We start from the raw sequence: 21,966 nt of genomic DNA on the forward strand, positions 1-21,966 counted from the left end.
TTAGAAACCAATGTTTATACCGAATGTAAATGTCCGGGTTTTTGGATACCACCATACGTAGCTCATCGGCTTTTCCGGGTCACAACCATCGGGTACGCTGCTCCATGTGCAGAGGTTATATCCGCTGAAGTAGAGACGGCACTTGGTCAGGTTGGCCTTTGCAATCAACCGTTTGGGTAATGAATAACCTACTTCGACGTTGCGGAGTGACAAGAAGTTGCCATTTACAATCCAAATGTCATTCTGATAAGTTCCCGTATCGCGGTCACTGTCGATGGCATTATAACTACCGTAAGTAGGACGAGGATAGGTTGCATTCACGTTGCGCGAATCAAGCGGATCGTCAGTATAGTAACCCCATGTTTTTACCACTTCGTGGGTACCTTGATTACCCCATCCTGACCAGGCAACAGCCGGAGACAAGAATACATCACGGTTCAGATAAGCGGTGAATACGGCACGGGCATCGAAACCTTTCCATTCGAAACCGAAGTTAAGGGTCGGAATCAACTCGGGGATAATGGTGTATGTATCCGGTATCATGTCGTTAGAGTCAATCTGGCGGTCGCCATTCAAGTCTTTGAATACGGCTGTACCGAGTTTCTGTGCACCATTGGAGGCTGTATTATACGGATATTTTTCCGGATGGTCAATAGCATCCTGCTGGCTGGTTGCAATCAGGTTGGCGTCGCTGGCCCATTGAATGAATTTGTAACGGTTCCAACCGCCGACACCGTTGTTGAATGAGCTTTCGTATAGGCCGGCTACAGAAGTGTAGTCATAGATACGGTTGCCTGTTTTACGTTGCCATTCCACGTTAGGTTCTGTTTCGTCCATTTCAGTAATCTTATTCGTATTGTAGGTTAACATACCTTCAATATAGTAGTTGAAATCACCAATATGATGACGATGTCCGAGTGTAACTTCAAAACCTTTCGTTTCAGCTTTTCCGTATGAGTCTTGTGCAACAGAGATTCCCAAGAGGGAAGGTACACTGGTGCGAGTAACCAGAATGTTAGAACGCCATTCTTGGAAAGCATCTACCGAACCATAGATCTTTTTATTCCAGAAGTCGAAGTCTAACCCGATATTCAGCATGTCCGAGATTTCCCATTTGTTATTGGCGTTACCAGCCATTGTTTCCGCAAATCCGTTGATGTAAGAACCGGAATATCCAAAACCGTAACCAGTAGCGGAACCATACGTATTTTGATAAGCATAACGACCCCCGCCTGTGGTGGATTGTCCGGCACGGCCGTAAGAAGCGCGAAGTTTCAAGAGGTTGATATTCTTATTTTTCAGCCAGGGCTCTTCGGAAGCTACCCAACCTGCGGATGCACCGTAGAAAGTTCCCCAACGTTGGTCTTCCCTGAAATTATCACAACCCATGCGTGAGATGTTTCCGGAGAAGATATAACGGTTGGCGTAGTCGTAAGTTACTTGTCCGTTGTATGAAAGATAACGGTTGGAAGATGCATATCCGTTCGATTGGTTACGGTAAGCGCGAGCGAATGCGCGGGCTTCAACGGTGTGTTGACCGAATTTGTTGCTGTAACCTAAACCTCCCATCAAGTTCAGATTGTAGTAGAACTCACGCTGGTTAGGAGTCGGATCACTCAATGCGGAATACGTGGTGTACTGCGTATATTTGAATTGTGACGGATCGGTTACATCCATATTCATATAATCATAGTTATATGAATTTACACTGTTCCTTTGAGTGGATTCGAACGTTTCATAGGAGTCAAAACTAATGGTTGCATTCACTTTCAGACCTTTCAATATGGGGCTTAAATCACCGTTGACGTTCAATGTAGAATACAAATTACGACGACGGTTCTTTTCCTGACCCGAAGCGGCGAGGTAGCGACCTGCATTGTTAGCGGTACTGGAGGCGTAGATCTGACCATTCGGTGTGAATACCGGTTCCATAGGGTTGGCTTCGACAACTCCAAATGTAGTTAAATTGAACACACCTTCTGTGGGCTGGGTAATGTTGTCGATACGTCCACCTAAGTCAAGAGATACGTTGAGGTGCTTGGTTACATCAATATCGATGTTCGAACGTAAGTTCCAGCGGTTCAATGTATGACCGGTGTTGTAGTTCTCGTTGTAATTAGTCCACTTGTCATTCCACATGCCTTCCTGACGGAGGTAAGAGAATGAAACATAATAGCGGGCACGTTCGTTACCACCACTGATTTGCAGGTTAGTCTTGTACATAGGAGCTGTTTCGCGATAAAGTTCGTTGGCCCAACTGGTATTGAAGTATCTGTATTGATCGATACCTTCCAGTGTTTCTCCGTTGCATACGCGGCGGTACATTTCAATCTGTTCGTCGGTGTACATGGGATCCTGACCATCCAAATATTTCACCCGGTTGCGTGTCAGAGCCATGTTATAAGAATTCTGGTTTTCCATTTTGTTACTCAACATCTGGAAACCTACCTCCTGCGTGAAGTCGATATTCGTCTTTCCGGCGCTACCGCGTTTGGTAGTTACCAGGATTGCACCATTGGCACCGCGCATGCCGTAAATTGCAGTGGCGGCAGCATCTTTCAGGATGGTGATGTTCTCAATAGGGAACGCGTCGAGGAAAGAAAGGTCACGTTCCATATTATCCACCATAACCAGCGGGGCACGTGCACCGGTATTCATGGTACGGATACCACGTATATACATGGCTGTTTCCGTCCATCCCGGTTCACTGGACCATTCGTAAGTTTCCATACCGGTAACGGTAGAGGTGAATGCATTCTGAAGCACTGTGATAGGATGCTTTTGCAATTCTTCACCGGTTACTACAGAGGTTGATTCGGTAACCAGCTTTTTGGCTTTGCGCCCGAATGCCACAGGAGTGGTGTGGAGGTATTCGTCAAGGTCTGATTCCAGTTCAATCTTGAAACCTTCATTAAAGTCTACCGCTACTTGTGCATTTTTATATCCCACGCTGCTGATGCATATTTCATCCGACGCTCTTACATTCTTCAAACTGAAGTACCCGTTCTCGTCGGAGAGGACGATGCGGCTTTCTTCGGCCACATTCACCACGGCTCCGGCAATAGGATTGCCTTCCGTGTCCACAATACGGCCTTTCAACGTCTGTGTGTTCTGTGCCCAGACAGCGCCGGTGGCAAAGAGTAAAGTTACCAGCAGCAAGGCTTTGCCTGCTCCGGTCATTTTCTTTATGATATGATTCAAATTATACATATTCTATATTTGATTTAAGGATTACCATTCCGGATTGTTTTCAATTCCTGTTTTCCAGTATTCACCTTCAGGGATAGGATAGAGGTACATCTTCTTTTGGAACACGCGTTTTTGGGCCACTTTGCGGGTGATGGTTCCATTGGCAGCTACATCGATACCGATGATATTGCGTCCCAATGCCTCTTCCGCTACATTCCAGCGGCGTACGTCCCATGCGCGATGTTCTTCGAATGCCAATTCTACCGTGCGTTCTTTGCGGATGAAGTTGCGCATCTTCTCTTTGGTGTTCAGATCTGTACGGTCGGCAACATTGCCGGTAATGCCTGCGCGATGCCGAATCAGGTCGAGTTGGTCGTATACTTCCTTACAAGGACCTTGCACTTCATTCAGTGCTTCGGCATAATTCAGCAGAATTTCCGCATAGCGGATGATAGTCCAGAGACGACGTGAATTACCGCTATGGTTTGCACTCAGGATGGTTTCCGGCATGTATTTGCGTACATAATAGCCGGTCGGGGTAGCGTTAGCATTTCCTACAGGATTATCACGCTGTCCCTTGACAACATTGATTACACCATTCCCCCAGGATACGCCATTATAAAGAATGGAAGCTGCCAGACGTCCGTCGCGATTAGCCCACATGTTGGCATCGCTGTAACCACTTGCGGCGTTGATGCTCGGATTAACCCCGTTATAAACTGGGGCTCCGGTTTCGTCGTACTCCTGAAAAGGAGAACTACCGTCAATCATGTCATACATGTCTATTAGGTTTTGGGACGGGCAGAGACCACCACTGCCTCCTTCACCTACCGGGACATCATAGCGAATGTTATTCCATGAGATGGTTCCATCATTGCGATAGAAAATCATTTCTTTATTGCTTTCTTCATATGGAGTCAATAACCAGGCATTGGTTAATGCTGTCTTTGAGTCCGTACCTTGCATCAACGAGTAGTTACCGCCGTAGGTTTCGATGAAACCTTTTGCTGCATCGGCTGCCTGTTGCCACGTGATGCTTGATTCGCTACTGTAGCGCGGGCTTGCCATATACAGCATAATACGGCTATAAAGCGCGCGAGCCATAGGTTGTCCGATACGTCCTGCAACATCTTGGTCTGAAGCGTCTTTATAAACCATCAGGCCTTCTTCACATTCGCTCAGTTCTTTTAGAACAAAGTCAACAACGTATTCCTTTATACTTGGACGGGTTGTATAATTACTCAATAAATCACCATTAGGGTCGAGTACCTCCGTTACTATAGGAATAGGACCGTAACGCAGGAAGAGTTCCCAATAGAACCAAGCACGCAAGAAACGCGCTTCAGAGATGATATAAGTTTTGTGTTTGATATACTCATCTTCTTTCAGGTCTATATTTTTGGGGACGCTTTCTATGCGCGTAAGTATCATGTTGCATTTGCGAATACCACGGTAATAATGTTCCCAAGTACCGCTTAGTTCGGATGCGCCACCGCTGCCGTAATAATTACCTATGTTGAATGTAGTACGCACGCCACCGGTCGCGTAACTGGTTTCTGCCAGGTCTGTAGCGGCATCCAGCCATGAATTATTGATGCGGCAGGCACCGTGGCGCAGAAAGTTGTAGGTATCGTAATGGAACTGTAACATCAGGTTCCAGTCGCTGAATACTTCTTCGCCCGTCAACTCATTACTGGGCTGCTTGTCAAGGAAGCCTCCAAACATATCTTCGCAGGAAGTAAGTGTGGCAGAGGCGATGCTCAGGGCAAATATGCCATATAATAATGTCTTCTTCATTTTATCAGAATTTAATGTTTACACCAAAGTTCACAGTCTTCATAATCGGATAGCGGTTGGAACCGTTACTTTCCGGGTCACACAGATCATCCAGATGATCCCAAGTGATGAGGTTGTTACCGTTTACGTAGAGGCGGCAGTCACTCATGCCTACTTTTTCTACCCATTTGGCAGGCAATGTATAGCTCAACTCAATGTTCTTCAGACGCATGAAAGCACCGTTCTTCAGGAAGAAGGAGTTCTGGCGCTGGTTGTGGTCACCGTAACTATCGTAGTGCAGCAATGGATATTTGGCACTTGCCAAATTCTCGGATTCCGATTTAGTAGGATTCCAACGATCCAGATGGTGTTCTTTCACTTTACCGCCACTGACGAAGGCATACATAGCTTCTGCATCATAATAACGGCTTACGTGATCGACGCCTTGGAACATTACGCTGAAACCGATACCTTTGTAATTGCATCCCAAGGTGAGTGCATATGTGTTTTCGGGCACATCGCTATAGCCGATGAATGTTTCGTCTCGTTCGTCAATAAAACCATCATTATTCATATCGCGATATTTCAAATCGCCTACCTGTACATTACCAAAGGTCGATGTCGGGAAATTAGGATCAGCCACGTCGGCGGCAGTTACGAAGCCGTCGCATACCAGTCCGTAGTACTGACCGATAGGATGACCTTCGCGCTTGCGATAGTCTGTTTTCAGTGCGGGCTCGTCCATGTTCTTAATTTCATTCTTGGCATGAGAGAATGTCAGGCCGACGTTGTATGAAAAGTCTTCGCCGATACGGTTGTTGTGCTTTAACTCAATCTCGAAACCGCTGTTTACGGTTTCACCCAAGTTACCGGCAGCCATTGTTACGCCTACCCATTCCGGGCGCGTCAGATAGTTGGTCAGGATATCGTTACGCTTTTCATAGAAAAGGTCGATGTTACCGTTCAGCAATCCGTTCCACAATCCGAACTCCAAACCGATATTGTACTTGTGGGCACGCTCCCAAGTAACGGCATAGTTAGGATATTGAGTTTCGTAGATGCCGGACTTACCACTGGTGCCGAAAATATAGTCATTGCTGATCTGGCTCCATTTCTCTTCATAGAGGAAGCGTTGTGCCACTCCGCCTACGGTATATACATCGTTACCTACCTGACCGTAAGAAGCACGCAACTTCAGATTGTTTAGCCACTCCTTAGTACTCTCCATGAAAGATTCATTACTGATGCGCCAACCTAAAGAGAAAGCGGGGAAGAAACCGAAACGTTTGCCTTTCATGAAGTTTTCCGAACCGTTGTAACCGAAGTTAACCTCTGCCAGATAACGATCGTCGTAGCCATAAGTGGCACGACCTACAAGACCTTGATAACGCTTGGCAAGATCAGCTCTGTAGCGATAGTCATTTTGATTGTAGAGCACCATAGCTGTTACATCATGTCTGCCGAACTTGCGAGCATAGTTGATTTGCGCTTCCATGTAAAGCTTATAGATTGTGTAAGAATCTTTGCTACCTGCTAATTCGCCATCAGCATCGAAGCGGTTGTAAGCATCGATATTTCCGAAATCATCGCGGTTGTTCAGCTCGTAAGTGGCGAAAGTGGCCTGGTAAAGGGTTTTGTCGTAGGAGTTATAGTCGAATGAAGCCATACCCTTTACGCTTAATCCTTCAGTCAGCCAGTCCATCTTGTAATCAAGGATGAAGTTGGTTTCATTGATGGTATTCGTAGCTTTATAATATCCGCCTTTGGCCAGGGATGCTACGATGTTTTTCTGATACTGTGAGCTACCGCCATAGATGGTTTCCTGTCTTTCACCGTTTTGTACTACTGTAGATACGGGGAAAAGCCATCCGGGGGTGTGGTTCATTTCATAGAATATCTGGCTATAATCAGATCTTTCAGTCGTATTGGAACCTTTACGTTCTTCAAAACGAGTACCGAAGTTGACAGAGAAAGTCAGATCTTTCGTCAGGAACAAGTCCATATTAGCGCGGAATGCATAACGACGGAAGCTTGGGCTTGAAGAATTGCCATATTTGTCATTACTCAAATTCTTAATCAACCCTTTTTGGTCGTATAGTTCACCGGAAGCATAATAGCGCATACGCTTTGTACCGCCACGTACACTGACGTTATAACGTTGTGCGGGAGAAGAACTCTTCAATACCTCATCATACCAGTCTACATTGGGATATAGCATTGCCTCTAAGCCGCTCAATTCGCCGGTAACCGATCTGCGATACATTTCCAGGTCGTTGGCAGAGAATTGTGAAGGAAGTCCGTCGTTGGCGAGGGCTTCTTCCAGCAGGCTGACAGACTGGTAAGAGTTCAGGTAAGTATCCGTACGCGTTGGGCTTTGTATCTGCCAGTTGGCGGTCAGGCTTACTTCAGGTTTCTGTTCTCTACCACGTTTGGTCGTAATCAACATAACGCCGTTTGCGCCACGTACACCATAAACGGCTGTTGCCGAAGCATCTTTCAATACTGAAATAGTTTCAATATCGTCCGGGGCTATCTGTGAGAATTCACGTTCCACGCCATCTACCAATACAAGCGGTTGGGCATCACCGGCAAATGTAGCACGACCACGGATATAGATTTGTGTATCATCCGAACCGGGAGCGCCGGAAGTCTGTGATGTGATGACACCTGATATTTTACCGGCAATGGCTTGGGATACGTTGGCGGCAGGAGATTGGAGCAACTCCTTGGAAGATACTTGCGAGATAGCTCCCACAACACTTTCCTTTTTCTGTGCGCCATATCCTACTACCACAACTTCTTCCAGCATCTCTGAGTCTTCTTTCAATGTCACGACAAAAGAAGTCTTGCCTGCCGTGTTGATTTCTTGCGTCTGATAACCGACGAAAGAGATTTGCAATACGGCTTTGTCGCCTACTGTTAATTTGAAGTTTCCGTCAAAATCTGTTATAGTACCATTGGTAGTACCTTTTTCAACTACGCTGGCACCTATGACAGTTTCTCCGGTGACGTCTTTTATGACACCTGTAACTTGCTTTGACTGGGCGAACAGCATTTGTCCTGCCAGTAGGAAGACGAATGCCAGCAGCATACTCGCCAAGCGTGGGGCTGTTGATATTGTGATTGTTTTATTGTCCATAATATATTCTTGTTTATATGAGGTTATTACTTGAATAACGGAGTGTACAGATAGCAATTTGAATTATCCATCTTGAGATGAGCTCCATCCACGATAAGGAATGCCCGTACTGTCTGGTTTCCATCACCGCAGTCTGTCACAAAAGCTTCTTTATATATATTGCCATTTTTGCTGGTAGCTACCGCAGTGGTGGTTACCGTAGCACCGTTACGCTGGATGTCGATGGCTACTGTGGCTCCTTCCATGTCCGTACGGAAAGCATCCCAGTCACCGTAACCCTCGCTGGTCCATGTACCCGAGGCATAACTGTCACCCCATCCGTAAAGATCGGAGAACCGCATCCTCGATTCGGCATAACCATTGCCATTCCGCTCGGCATCGGTACAGAGGCAGAGATTCCAGTTGTTCCAGTTGCCGGTACCATTGGTATGGTTCTCGAATTCGAGATGCAGATTCTGTCCGACGGGGATCTGGAAATAGTCTGAGAATTCCGTCCACCAGGCAGACGAACAGTCTTCGGCACCAATAGTAGTCTTTGTCAGTGGCACTGTGGTCAACGCTGCGGTTTCTTCAGTGTCGAATACTATGTGTGAGCCGTCCATTATAAAGAAGCCGCGGACTACTTGTGTACCGTCACCGCAAGTGGTGGTGAAAGTTTCTTTGTATACGTTGCCGTTGATGGCTTTGGCTACTGCCTCTACAGTTGCCGTTGCTCCGTTGCGTTGGACAGTTACAGTCACTTCTGCACCTTGCATGTCAGCACGGAATGCATCCCAGTCACCGTAGCCCTCATTAGTCCATGTACCTGAGGCATAACTGTCACCCCATCCGTAAAGGTCGGAGCGGATAACAAAGTATTCGGCATAACCATTGCCATCCCGCTCGGCATCGGTACAGAGACAGAAGCACCAGTTGTTCCAGTTGCCAGCACCGCTGGTGTAGTTGGTGAATTTGAATTTCATGTTGCCGTCGGCGGGCATCCTGAAATAATTGGAGAATACTGTCCACCAAGCTGCTGAATTATCTTCTGCACCTACAGTGATGATGGGGTCGCCCACAAGATATTCGAATGCTCCCTCTCCTATGTTCGGCATTTGGCATTGGCTGTCGGTAATTTGATTGCGGTAAATTGCGATATCATCTATCCACATTTCTTGAGTGGGAGTATCTGAACCATAACCTATATATATATAAGGTGTACTGGCCATGAACTGTACAATCTTTCCGAAGTCAAAGTTTGATTTCTCTACAGTTTTATCGATACGTTGTTTGCCATCCACATAGATGCTATAACCGTCATTGCGGATAGTAATGGCCATGTAGTGCCATTCTCCGGCAGGTAGCAGCAATGGATTTTTGGATACTTTGTTCGTTTCGGGGTTGTTGACCTCGTATTCACCATCCACACCTTCATACTTCAGCCAGCCGTTGGAGGTGAGAAACATGCGCTGTGTGCCGTTGCTGTTTTGGAAAGAAAAGAGGGCACCAACCAAGTCCGGTTCCAATTCTTCCTTCGTTTCTTCATCGATGCGGAGTTCCTGCTTCACCCAGAATGTCAGTGACACGCCATTCTGTACTTCCACTTTATTCAGCGGATTGAACATGCGGGCATAACCATTAGGTAGGTGAAGTACTTTGCCATGTACATCGTCGGCTTCAATCTCAGCTATGTCTCCGCCTTCGTAGGCATAATAGTTGAGACTTTGAGGATCAAAATCTTTATCCTCAAAAGTAATCTTCGCGACTTGCTCTAATTTGGGAGTTTTCTGATTTCCTGCCGGAGGATCCATTTGCCCCCAATCCTCGCAGGCCCAAAATGAAAGGACTGTAAATGCCGTCAGCATGAGTGTCGGCCACTTTCTTGTCTTCATAATACAGATATTATTGGTTTAACAATTAGTTATTCTACTTTACTTGTGATGTAGAGTAGTGATGCAAAAGTACACTCATACATGCTTTTAGAGGTGGACAAACGAATATTAGAGGTGGACAAATGAGTATATAAGTGTAGAAATTACAATTATTATAGTGATTGACTTATATGAGTTCTTTTAAGATGCTTGTACAGCTTCGTCAGCTTACTACCTTTGTTTTTTATGATGCCTACCAAGATTGTACGAGTTGTACAACTCGTGCAGCTCCAGTCGTACAACTCAGGCTGCGCCAGTTGTACAACTCGTACAATCTTGGTGAGGACCTAAAAAAAGAAGAGTAGTAAGGTTACAGTAACGCAGTCCCTATTCCTCGTTATTCATCAGTTCACTGGGTGTCATATTGAATTGCTTGCTGAAACAACGGGCAAAGTATTTGGGATCATTAAAGCCTACTTCATATGCTATTTCAGCAATATTCATCTGTTTGGTTTCCCGGTTTTTGAGGAGTAGTTCCCGGGCAGTGTTTAATCTGTAGTTACGTATGAATTGTCCCGCTGATTGCCCGATGAGGCTTTGAAGCTTTTTATTCAGCAGGCTTTTGCTGACTCCGACGGCCTCACTGAAATCACTCACTTCAAAGTAAGGGTTTTTATAGTGTTCTTTTATAGCTTCCATCACTTGGTTGATGAATTTCTTGTCACCGGATTCCTCCTCTATATTCAGTGCTTCCACGTCCATGTCCGTCTTGAACTTTCGTTGGTAGCGTCTGCGATTATCCAGGATGTTTTCGATACGGGTCAGTAACAGAGCTTCATCGAAAGGTTTTAGCAGATATTCGTCTACGCCCGTGCGGTAACTTTTCAGCCGGGTTTCCGGCGATGTTTTAGCAGTCAGCATCAGGAAAGGAATATGTGAAATACTAAATGTCTCTTTGACCCGGCGTGATAGTTCTATACCATCCATTACGGGCATCATCAGGTCGCTGATGATAAAATCTACAGACTGATTGTTTAATACATCAAGGGCTTCTGCACCATTGGTAGCCTCGAGCACATTATAATAATCACGGAGAATGGAACGAATGTATCCTCTCATGTCTGCATTATCTTCCACTACAAGAATGGTCAGGGTCAGCCGTTCTTTGGGTAATTCTTTCTTTTCCGTTGTTGCTGCCGGTGGTATATTGTTCTCAACGATAAGTTGGTCGCTTATGTTTTCTTCTTTTGGAAGTGGGAGTAGGATGCGGAAGGAGCAGCCGATAGTATGGTTATTACGAACGCAGATTTCTCCATCGTGCATCTTCACGATGCGTTTGCAAAGATATAACCCGATTCCTGTACCCGTTTGACCGTATACAGGATATTTCGCTTGCTTCTTGGATTGATAGAAACGGTTGAATATTTGTGCGGTGTCTTGCTCCTGAATACCTGTTCCCGTGTCACTGACGCAGAGATAAAGTGTTTCTTCTTTATCGTCTTTGGCTGGAAGAGTGGCTATATATATGGATATGCTTCCGCCATCCGGTGTGAATTTGATGGCGTTGCTTAGCAGATTGGTAATAACCTTGTGCATTGCTTCTTCATCAAAGAAGATTTCGGAACTTTTCATGTGGAAATAGTGTTTTATTGAAATATTCCGTTCTCCGGCAAATACTTCAAAAGGAGTAAGCAATGAATGTATAAAACTCACAAAGTCACCTTTTGTCGTAACGATATTAAGCTTACCGGATTCTACTTTCCGGAAATCCATCAGTTGGTTGACAAGAGATAGCAGATATTTGGAGTTACGTTCCACGAAGTTTAACTGTTCTATTACCTGCGGGTTATAACTTAGTTTTAGTGCACGCTCGATAGGACCGATAATTAAAGTTATCGGTGTCCGGAATTCATGCGTTATGTTAGTGAAGAAAGCTATCTTGTCTAATGTCAGTTCTTGTACTTTGCGTGCCATACGGCTCAATTGTGCTTTTTGCCGGGTGATTTTCTCATTTTGCAGTGTCAGCATCCTGTTCTGTCGGGAGAGTTCTTCGGTCTGGTTTTCTAATAATAGTTTTTGCTGTTCCAGTTGGTAGGTGCGTTCTTCCACGGTGCGGTGTAAGAATTCCCGCTGGCGTTTGAAGTTTCGTATGCGCCATTGGTAAGTTTGCCAAGTGGCAAGTAGTGCCAAAACCACAAGAAGCAATATGAACCAAGTTGTTTTATAAAAATAGGGTAGGATGGTGACCTTTAGCTCTGCCATGTTCTCTGTCCCGTCTCCTCCATCAGGTGTATATTTCACTTGCAGGGTATAGTTACCCGGACGCAGGTTGGTATAACTTGCAAACCGTCTGTTTCCGGGGGCTTGTACCCATTTGTCTTCAAAACCAAGTAGGCGGTAGCTATAAGTGGCTGTATTATCCGGTTCAAAATTCAAGGCGGAGAATTCCAACGAGAAGGACTTCTCTTTTTCATGGAGTTTTATTTCCTGAGTTACGGCAATGTCTTTGGGCAGATATTTATTGCCGGGCAAGATGTTCTCATTTCCGATTCTCAACCGCGTGAAGCGTATGTTGGCAGGTTGAACAGTAACAACAGGCAGATTGCTATCGATGGCTGTCAGTCCTGCTACGCTGCCGAAATAGAGTGTACCATCGGAAGAACGGTATGAGGCATTCCAATAGAATTGTGCATCCGGAAAACCATCTTGTTTGGTGTAATTGGTGAAGCGGTTCTCGTTTGGGTGGAAGCAGGAAAGTCCGTTATTAGTTCCTATCCAGATACTTCCATTGACATCTTCTTCCAGACTTCGTACATTGTTGTTGATTAAGCCTTGACCTGTATTATAAGATATGAATTTTTCTTTGTCTTGCTTATCAATTATCCGTTTATATATGCCATATCCATTACTGCCCAACCATAATGTACCATCTTTAGCTTCGCAAAAGCAACTGATTTTCTCTATCAGTCCCGATTGGGGATTATCGAGCTTATAGTTTAAGTGACGATACTGGAATTCTCCTTCCTTTGACTGGGGAGACCGGGAATTAAGATCTATGATGTAGACCCCTTCCGTAGAACCTACCCACAGCTTATTTTCTTTGTCGATAATGGCGCCGAGGCAACCACGAACGTTTTCTGCCATACGGTTAGCAAAAGGGGAAATGAACTTTTGAGTTGCCATATCATAAAAAAAGAGACCTCGATTGGCGCCTACCCACATCCCATTATTGGTAGGATCATAAACGAGTACTGCTATGAAGAATAATGGAAATCCGGTTTCAGGATGTGTGTATATTACTTGAAGGGGGCGATTCGGTGCTTTAGGGTTCACTATGTTGATTCCACCGCCCCAGGTGCCTACCCATAATCGGCCCTGATTGTCATTGACAAGACTGCTTACTGAGTTATGACTTATCTCACCACGTTCCCATCTGTAATGAATAAACTGTTCACTTCCTTGTCTTTTCAGATTCAGTCCTCCCTCTACTGTGCCTACCCACAAACTGCCCTCCTTATCTTCATAAATGACATTTACCGGATTGTCGGACAGGCTTGCGGGATTTTCTTTATCATGTTGGTAATTGTGTATTACCAAGCGCTTCGGAGTCAGTTTATTAATTCCACCACTTTCAGTACCGAACCAAATGTGCTGCCCGTCTACTCTTATACAATTAATAAAGTTACTGTTCAACAGGCTGTTACCGGTTGAACTATGAGTAAAGCGTTCGAAGTTATCGGTAATAGGATTGTAGATGTTAGCTCCGCGCAAAGTTCCTGCAATCAACTGTTTATTATCAGTAATGGCAAGATTGGTCAGATAATTTTGCGATAAAGAATGAGGGTCACTTTGGATATTTTCGTAGAGTTTTCTTGTATTGTTGTTTTTGTTATAGCGAAACAGTCCTATGTGTGTAGCTATCCAGACTTCATTTTCTTTGGCTATCATGTCCTTAAAATATATGCCAGGCCAAAAAGTTAGTTGCTCTGATATGGAACTTTTTTCTAACTGCCCTTGTGGTGTCGGGGAGATTTTATAGATAGTGCCATTAATGCCGGTCCATATCTTACCATCTTCGTCGATATCTTTTAATATAAGGTCAGGTTCAGATAGTTCGGGTAAATCTAATGTGGATAATGTATCGATGTCACCTTCGGCATTGAAGGATATCCGGTGAAGTGCATTGTCGCATTGCAGCCAGATGCAACCTTGCGAATCGAGAATGACGATATAGGTGGGTTGATTTATAAAGCGGGGCAAAAGTCCTTTAGGATCATTGGGCACTACAGATTGTAGAGTAGATAAGTCGATAATATCTGTGCCTCCTTCGGATACAATCCAAAGACGGTGGAATCTGTCTTCATATACATTGTGGATAAAGTTACTCTTGAGTTTGCAGTGAGGAGTATTGGGGTTGAAATGAATAAATTCATAGCCATCATAGCGTGACAGTCCGCCTCCGGCAGTGGATATCCATAGGAAACCATAGGTGTCTTTATAAATGTCGTCAATGGAATTATGAGGTAACCCATCGTCCATAGTGATGTAAGAAACATTGTATCGGTCTGCAAAATGTTCTTGAGCCTGTAACGACATCGACATTATAAAACAGCTATATATAATAAGGTATATAAAGGAGTGACTTTTCATATTGTTTCGTATTACTATAGCAAAGTTAGAAGAATATCCGTTATTTCTAAAATACATAATGCGCTTTTTTACCGGAATTGTTTGATTGTCCACCTTAAATGTCCATTTGTCCACCTTCTGACATCCGACGGGGCGTATTTTTGCAACAGAATTTATTATTTGCTGATATTATGAGAAACTTACTACACGTAGCTGTACTGCTGATGAGCAGCCTGTTTGCCGGCTGCACTTCTTCTGTTTTTACCCCTACTGCTTCACCTAATCCGTGGGCAGATGATTACTCTTCACTATCTCCCATGGAGAATTATCAATCATGGGGAACCTACAACGTACATGACCCATCTTGCCGTAAGATAGGCGACTATTATTATATGTATTCCACGGATGCCATCTTCCGGGAAAATCGTAAAGAGGCAAAAGAAAAGGGTGTGCCTTTGGGCTTTATTCAGATGCGCCGTTCCAAAGACCTGGTGCATTGGGAATTTCTGGGCTGGGCATTGCCCGAGATTCCGCAGGAGGCGGTGGAGTGGGTGCGCTCTCATGCAGGAGGGCATGGGGCGACAAATATCTGGGCACCTTATATCATTCCCTATAATAATAAGTATAGGCTATACTATTGTGTGTCGGCTTTCGGACGTAAAACATCCTATATCGGACTGGCTGAGTCGGAGTCTCCTGAAGGTCCTTGGACGTTGGCTGGGTGTGCTGTTAAGACAGATGATACGACAGCCATGAATGCTATTGATCCCAGTATTACTGTAGACCCTTCAACCGGTAAATGGTGGATGCATTACGGTTCATTCTTCGGTGGCCTGTATTGTGTGGAACTGAATCCGGAAACCGGTCTTCCTATGCTGGATGGTGACAGGGGACATCTGGTAGCCCGTCGCGCCAATTATAAAAAGGATAATCTGGAAGCTCCGGAAATTATCTATAATCCAGATTTGAAAGAATACTATCTGTTTGTATCCTATGATCCGTTGATGACAACCTACAATGTACGTGTGGGGCGTTCAGACAAAGCGGAAGGTCCGTTCATTGATTACTTCGGCAAAGAGTTGAAAGATACGACGAATAACTTTCCTATCTTGACAGCTCCTTATCGTTTCAAGAACCATCCGGGTTGGGCCGGTACAGCGCATTGTGCAGTATTCACTTCAGATGACGGACAATATTTCATGGCTCATCAGGGACGTTTGTCACCACAAAACCAGATGATGGATCTCCATGTGCGACAAGTCTTTTTTACTAAAGATGGATGGCCTGTCGTATCGCCTGAACGCTACGCAGGTACTAATCCTCGAGAGTTCTCTGCGGAGGATTTAGCGGGCGAGTGGGAAATTATCCGCGTACAGGAACCCCTGTATGAGCGCCAACTGGAAGCCGGACAGATATTGTGGGGCGAAGGCGAACTGCAAGATGAAGAATGGAATATGTCCCACTTCTTATATCTGGAAAAAGATGGAAACTTAGGAGAGGATAAAGGAACCTGGGATTTTGCCAAAGAAGACCAATCCTTACAATTGACACTGGACGGAGAAGTGGTGAAGAACCTGATTGTGTTTGCAGGGCACGACTGGGAGAATGAAACAGAAACGGTTCTCTTTACAGGCTTGGATAGTCGTGGGCGTTCCGTATGGGGAAAAAGAACTAAATAACCAATTATAATTTTTATTTTGAAACCATGAAAAGATACACTGGATTATTGGCAGCGCTAACCCTTACTGCAGGTATGGCGCTTCAGGCACAAACCAATGAGTTTGTGATACAAACCAAGAAATTAGGCGCAGAGATTCAGCCTACTATGTATGGGTTGTTCTTTGAGGATATCAATTATGCCGCTGACGGCGGACTTTATGCCGAGTTAGTGAAGAATCGTTCGTTTGAATTCCCGCAACATCTGATGGGATGGAAAACCTTTGGTAATGTAACGCTTCAAGATGACGGTCCTTTTGAAAGGAATCCGCACTATGTTCGTCTGGCTGACCCGGGGCATCCGCATAAGCATACGGGACTGGATAATGAAGGTTTCTTCGGTATCGGTGTAAAAGCAGGAGAGGAGTATCGTTTCTCTGTATGGGCACGTTTACCTCAAGGCGGAACATCCGAAAAAATCCGTATCGAGCTTGTAGATACCAAATCTATGGGTGAGCACCATGCTTTTGCCACTGAGACGTTGGTGATTGATTCAAAAGAATGGAAAAAGTATCAGGTTATCCTAAAACCAGGTGTAACTGATCCGAAAGCGACTCTTCGCATTTTCCTGGCATCAAAGGGGACGGTTGATCTGGAACATGTATCTCTCTTCCCGGTCAATACGTGGAAAGGACATGAGAATGGTTTGCGTAAAGACCTTGCGCAAGCTTTGGCTGATATCAAGCCGGGTGTGTTCCGTTTTCCCGGCGGATGTATTGTAGAAGGAACAGATTTAGCTACACGCTATGACTGGAAGAAGTCTGTAGGTCCGGTAGAGAACCGCCCGTTGAATGAGAACCGTTGGGAATATACTTTCCCGCATCGTTTTTATCCCGATTATTTCCAAAGCTATGGATTGGGATTCTTTGAATTCTTCCAACTTTCGGAGGAAATAGGAGCAGAGCCGCTTCCTGTGTTGAGTTGTGGTCTGTCTTGCCAGTTCCAGAACTCTAATGCAGAGGCACACGTGGCTGTTTGCGATTTGGATAGCTATGTGCAGGATGCTCTTGATCTGATAGAATTTGCCAATGGGGATGTGACCACGAAATGGGGAAAACTGCGTGCCGATATGGGACATCCTGCATCGTTCAACCTGAAATTCATTGGTATAGGCAATGAGCAGTGGGGACCGGAATATCCGGAGCACCTCGAACCGTTTATCAAGGCTATTCGTAAAGCCTATCCGGATATCAAGATTATTGGAAGCTCCGGTCCGGATTCTGAAGGAAAACAATTCGAATATCTATGGCCGGAAATGAAACGCCTGAAAGTTGACTTGGTGGATGAACATTTCTATCGTCCCGAAAACTGGTTCCTGAATGAGGGGGCACGTTATGATAACTATGATCGTAAAGGTCCGAAAGTGTTTGCAGGAGAATATGCTTGCCATGGTAAGGGTAAGAAATGGAACCATTTCAATGCCGCTCTGCTTGAAGCCGCATTTATGACCGGATTGGAGCGCAATGCGGATATTGTACACATGGCCACTTATGCTCCTTTGTTTGCTCATGTGGAAGGCTGGCAATGGCGTCCGGATATGATCTGGTTTGATAATCTCAACTCTGTTCGTACTGTAAGTTACTATGTACAGCAACTCTACGGGCATCACAAGGGCACTAATGTGCTTTCTTTAACGATGAACAAGAAGCCTGTAACAGGTGCCGAAGGCCAGAACGGACTGTTTGCAAGTGCGGTCTATGATAAGGATAAGAATGAAATTATAGTAAAGGTTGCCAATACTTCTGATAAATCCCAACCTCTGTCATTGAAGTTTGAAGGATTGAAGAAACAGGATGTACTGTCCGGTGGACGTTGCATCAAGCTTCGTTCGGCTGATCCTGACAAAGACAATACGATTGAGCAGCCGTCTGCTATTCAGCCTCAGGAAACTTCGGTATCCATTGATGGTCAAGTGTTGAGTGTAGAGTTGGAACCGAAGACATTTGCTGTTTATATTTTCAAAAAAGGATAAAACTAATGGATAGATTTAGAGTTAATAAGGTTAGATTTTGGTTGATTTCTTTTGTACTGGTAGCCTCGCAAGGGCTATCAGCACAAAAAGATACCACTTTTGTAGCCGACGGTAATCCGATCATTAAATATAAATATACGGCTGATCCCGGTGCGATGGTGCATGATGGTAAGGTGTACATCTATGCCGGACATGATGAGTGCCCGCCACCGGCTGAGCATTATCTTTTGAATGACTGGTGTGTCTTTTCTTCATCTGACATGAAGACATGGACAGAGCATCCTGTGCCCTTGAAAGCAAAAGATTTCTCCTGGGCGAAGGGGGAAGCATGGGCAAGTCAGGTTATTGAGCGCGATGGTAAGTTCTATTGGTATGTCACTGTGGAGCATAAGGATGTTCCCGGAAAGTCTATCGGTGTGGCTGTTGCCGATTCACCACTCGGGCCTTTTGTCGATGCCCGTGGCTCTGCTTTAATTACCAATGATATGACCACAGAGCGAACCAAAATCTTTTGGGATGATATAGACCCGACAGTCTTTATAGACGATGACGGACAAGCTTATCTGTATTGGGGCAATACCCAGTGCTATTATGCTAAATTGAAAAAGAATATGATTGAACTGGATGGTCCGATTGTTTATGTAGATCTGCCTCGTTTTACGGAAGCTCCTTGGATACATAAGCGCGGCGACTGGTATTACCTTTCTTACGCATCTGAGTTTCCCGAGAAGATTTGTTATGCAATGAGCCGTAGTATTACCGGGCCTTGGGAATATAAAGGAATACTGAATGAAATAGCCGGTAATTCAAATACCAATCATCAGGCCATCATCAAGTTTAAAGGCGACTGGTACTTCATCTATCACAATGGCGGAATTAATCCCGCAGGAGGAAGTTATAGGCGTTCTGTATGCATTGATCGCCTGTATTATAATGAAGATGGAACCATGAAGCGCATTCAGATGACAACAGAAGGAATACAATAGGATCAGAGATTAGAATTAGAGATTAGGTTAGTTAATTAGTTTATTGAAAAAGGCAAAAAGAGAAGGGCGTCTCCCCGTGATGGGAAGACGCCCTTTTAAATTGAGTTGGATTGTTTTTAAACTAATCTGCGTGCACCGTCGCTGATAACCACATCGTAAACTTTCGGGCTTCTGCCGAACTTTTCTTTGAATTTATCTTTAGCATTCTGGATGAATGTATCATACAATTCATCTCTTACCAAGTTGATTGTGCAACCGCCGAAGCCACCGCCCATTACGCGAGAACCTGTTACGCCGCAGTCAAATGCAAGATCGTTCAGGAAGTCGAGTTCTTCGCAGCTTACTTCGTAAAGTTTGCTCATACCATGATGTGTTTCGTACATTTTCTGGCCTACAGTTTCGTAATCACTTTTTTCCAAAGCATCGCAAACATCGAGCACGCGTTGGATTTCTTCGATTACATACTCTGCACGCATGAAGTCTTCTTCGCTGATTTCAGCTTTTGACTCTTGCAACATCTCCATTGTACAGTCGCGCAGGAATTCTACGTGCGGATGTTTTTTCTGGATAGCGGCAACAGCAGCTTCGCAACTTTGACGACGCTTATTGTATGCAGAAGAAGCCAATTCATGTTTAACTACGGAGTCTACCAATACCAGACGATAGCCTTGCGGATCGAATGGGAAATACTGATATTCTAATGAACGGCAGTCCAGACGGATGAGACTGCCCTGCTTGCCGAATACGGAAGCAAACTGGTCCATAATACCGCAATTCACACCACAATAGTTATGTTCAGTAGCTTGTCCCACTTTAGCCAGTTCAAACTTGTCTATTTTGTTGTCACCGAACAAGTCATTCAACGCATACGCATATGTGCTCTCCAAAGCGGCGGATGAAGACATACCCGCACCCAAAGGCACATCACCGGAAAAAGCTGTATTGAAGCCCTTTACATCAACGCCACGCTTAATCATCTCACGGCATACACCGAAGATATATCTTGCCCAGCTTGCACGGGGAGCGTCTTCTTCCTTTAAACCGAACTCCACATAATCTTTCAGATCAATGGAATAAGCCTTCACTATATCAGTGCCATTCGGTTTAATTTCAGCAATCATGCCTTTGTCGATTGCTCCGGGGAATACAAAACCACCGTTATAGTCTGTATGCTCACCAATGAGGTTGATGCGTCCCGGAGAAGCGTAAACTGCTCCTGTTGTTCCGTCAAAATGCTTGATGAAACGGCTTCTTACGTGTTCTATATCCATGATATTTTCAAATTTATAAGTGAATAAATTAATTACCTATACTCTTTTAGTTTTATTAATCTTCTACAGGAATATCTTTATTTACGTTCTTGCAACCTACTAAGCCATAGAACAGCAGATATGCAAGGGCTACGATAATCAGCCAGTAGCTGGCCATATAGCCTACAGAGTCAGAGATGCTTTGTTGAATCAGTGGCAGTACACCACCACCCACAACCATCATCATAAAGATGCCGGATGCTTGTGCTGTATATTTTCCTAATCCTTCTACTGCCAGGTTGAAGATGCCACCCCACATTACAGAAGTACAAAGACCGCAAAGCACCAGGAACAACGCGCTGATGGGTACTTGTGCCATCATGAATCCTTCACCTACAGTGTAACCGGGCATTGAAACCGTTACAGTTTTCGGAGTGAAGATAGCAAGCAATACAAAAACGATAGCAGTGGCAGATACAACGATCAACTGTGTGCGGCTGGAAACCTTACCACTGATGGCACTACTTGCAGTACGTCCCACAAGCATCAACAGCCAGTAGATGGCAGCAATGGCACCACCGATAGCAGCACCGTTCGTCAGAATTCCGGCACCTTTATCACCCGGGTCGGCAAGATAGAAGTTCAAAGTACCCGGTATGCCGATTTCGATACCTACGTAGATAAAGATACCCACTACACCCAATACAGTGTGACGGAAGCTCCACGGGCTGTGAGAGAATTTTTCTTTTTTCACTCCACCTTTTTGAAGGTGCGGTTCGGGGATAGCGACAAAAGAGATAATGATAAATGCGGCTACGAAAACACCCATAGCAACAAAAAGAAGAGGAGCCACATCCGACATAGCTGTCTTGACAGTTACTGTACCGATCAGGGCACCTACAAAAAGCGGAGTCAATGTACCGGACAAAGAGTTAAGGGCTCCACCTGTTTGAATCAACTGGTTACCTTTGTTACCGCCACCACCAAGGAGGTTCAGCATCGGGTTCACCACTGTGTTAAGCATACAAACGCAGAAACCGCAGATGAATGCACCCAGCAGATAGATGACGAAGTTTAACTTGATAACATATTCACCGAAGGCGAATACTTCGGCATTTGCTCCGAATAAGCTGGATAGGTATTGTGTGAATAAACCGAGGAAACCTACTGCCATTGCAATCAATGCAGTCTTTTTGTAACCGATCTTAACGAGCATGTTACCGGCAGGAATTCCCATAAACAGATATGCCAGGAAGTTCATCATGTTTCCCATCATACCTAAAGTGTTAGAACCTGCATACTCATTTCTCCATATTGTACCGAATGGCGCAGCAAGGTTCGTAACAAAAGAAATCATCGCAAAAATAAAGAACATGGTAATAATAGCGACAAGATTACCGTTCTGTTTTTGTTGTGTCATGGTTTTTAATAAATTATTAGTTTATAAAATTAGGTTAGT

Annotated in this window: 10 protein-coding genes; 3 read left to right on the top strand and 7 right to left on the bottom strand. The window is 44.7% G+C overall.

The window, feature by feature from the left end; all coding sequences use genetic code 11:
* The 5 genes from QZ135_RS03495 to QZ135_RS03515 all read right to left on the bottom strand — a co-directional run bounded on the left by QZ135_RS03495 (window position 1) and on the right by QZ135_RS03515 (window position 14,604).
* Window positions 1-3,210 (bottom strand): TonB-dependent receptor, encoded by a 3,210-nt coding sequence (locus tag QZ135_RS03495; RefSeq protein WP_294605971.1) that lies wholly within the window; start codon window positions 3,208-3,210, stop codon window positions 1-3.
* 21 nt (window positions 3,211-3,231) lie between these two features.
* Entirely contained in the window at window positions 3,232-4,986 is a 1,755-nt protein-coding gene (locus QZ135_RS03500) for a RagB/SusD family nutrient uptake outer membrane protein (protein WP_294605973.1), read from the bottom strand.
* A gap of 4 nt (window positions 4,987-4,990) precedes the next feature.
* Window positions 4,991-8,056: a TonB-dependent receptor gene (locus QZ135_RS03505; RefSeq protein WP_308757941.1), complete on the bottom strand. Its 3,066-nt coding sequence runs from the start codon at window positions 8,054-8,056 to the stop codon at window positions 4,991-4,993.
* A 74-nt stretch (window positions 8,057-8,130) separates the two neighbouring features.
* Window positions 8,131-9,975, bottom strand: a complete 1,845-nt coding sequence (locus QZ135_RS03510) for a LamG-like jellyroll fold domain-containing protein (RefSeq protein WP_294605977.1) — start codon at window positions 9,973-9,975, stop codon at window positions 8,131-8,133.
* Between the two features lie 366 nt (window positions 9,976-10,341).
* Window positions 10,342-14,604, bottom strand: a complete 4,263-nt coding sequence (locus tag QZ135_RS03515) for a hybrid sensor histidine kinase/response regulator transcription factor (protein WP_294605979.1) — start codon at window positions 14,602-14,604, stop codon at window positions 10,342-10,344.
* Window positions 14,605-14,774: 170 nt separating this feature from the next.
* On the opposite strand from QZ135_RS03515, the gene QZ135_RS03520 reads away from it, so the two are divergent.
* The 3 genes from QZ135_RS03520 to QZ135_RS03530 are packed head-to-tail and all read left to right on the top strand — an operon-like array spanning window position 14,775 to window position 19,257.
* Entirely contained in the window at window positions 14,775-16,262 is a 1,488-nt protein-coding gene (locus QZ135_RS03520) for an arabinan endo-1,5-alpha-L-arabinosidase (protein ID WP_294605981.1), read from the top strand.
* 26 nt (window positions 16,263-16,288) lie between these two features.
* Window positions 16,289-18,271, top strand: a complete 1,983-nt coding sequence (locus QZ135_RS03525; RefSeq protein ID WP_294605983.1) for an alpha-L-arabinofuranosidase C-terminal domain-containing protein — start codon at window positions 16,289-16,291, stop codon at window positions 18,269-18,271.
* 5 nt (window positions 18,272-18,276) lie between these two features.
* On the top strand, window positions 18,277-19,257 hold the full coding sequence (locus QZ135_RS03530) for a glycoside hydrolase family 43 protein (RefSeq protein WP_294605985.1): 981 nt from the start codon (window positions 18,277-18,279) through the stop codon (window positions 19,255-19,257).
* 116 nt (window positions 19,258-19,373) lie between these two features.
* Here QZ135_RS03530 and galK read toward each other — a convergent pair whose 3' ends face one another.
* Window positions 19,374-20,528, bottom strand: a complete 1,155-nt coding sequence (gene galK / locus QZ135_RS03535) for a galactokinase (RefSeq protein ID WP_294605987.1) — start codon at window positions 20,526-20,528, stop codon at window positions 19,374-19,376.
* A gap of 55 nt (window positions 20,529-20,583) precedes the next feature.
* Window positions 20,584-21,927 carry an MFS transporter gene (locus tag QZ135_RS03540; protein ID WP_291548961.1) on the bottom strand — a complete coding sequence of 448 codons (1,344 nt, stop codon included), beginning with the start codon at window positions 21,925-21,927 and terminating at the stop codon, window positions 20,584-20,586.
* Window positions 21,928-21,966: the final 39 nt, after the last annotated feature.

This window comes from uncultured Bacteroides sp. (assembly GCF_905207245.1).
In the GTDB taxonomy this organism is placed as follows: Bacteria; Bacteroidota; Bacteroidia; order Bacteroidales; family Bacteroidaceae; genus Bacteroides.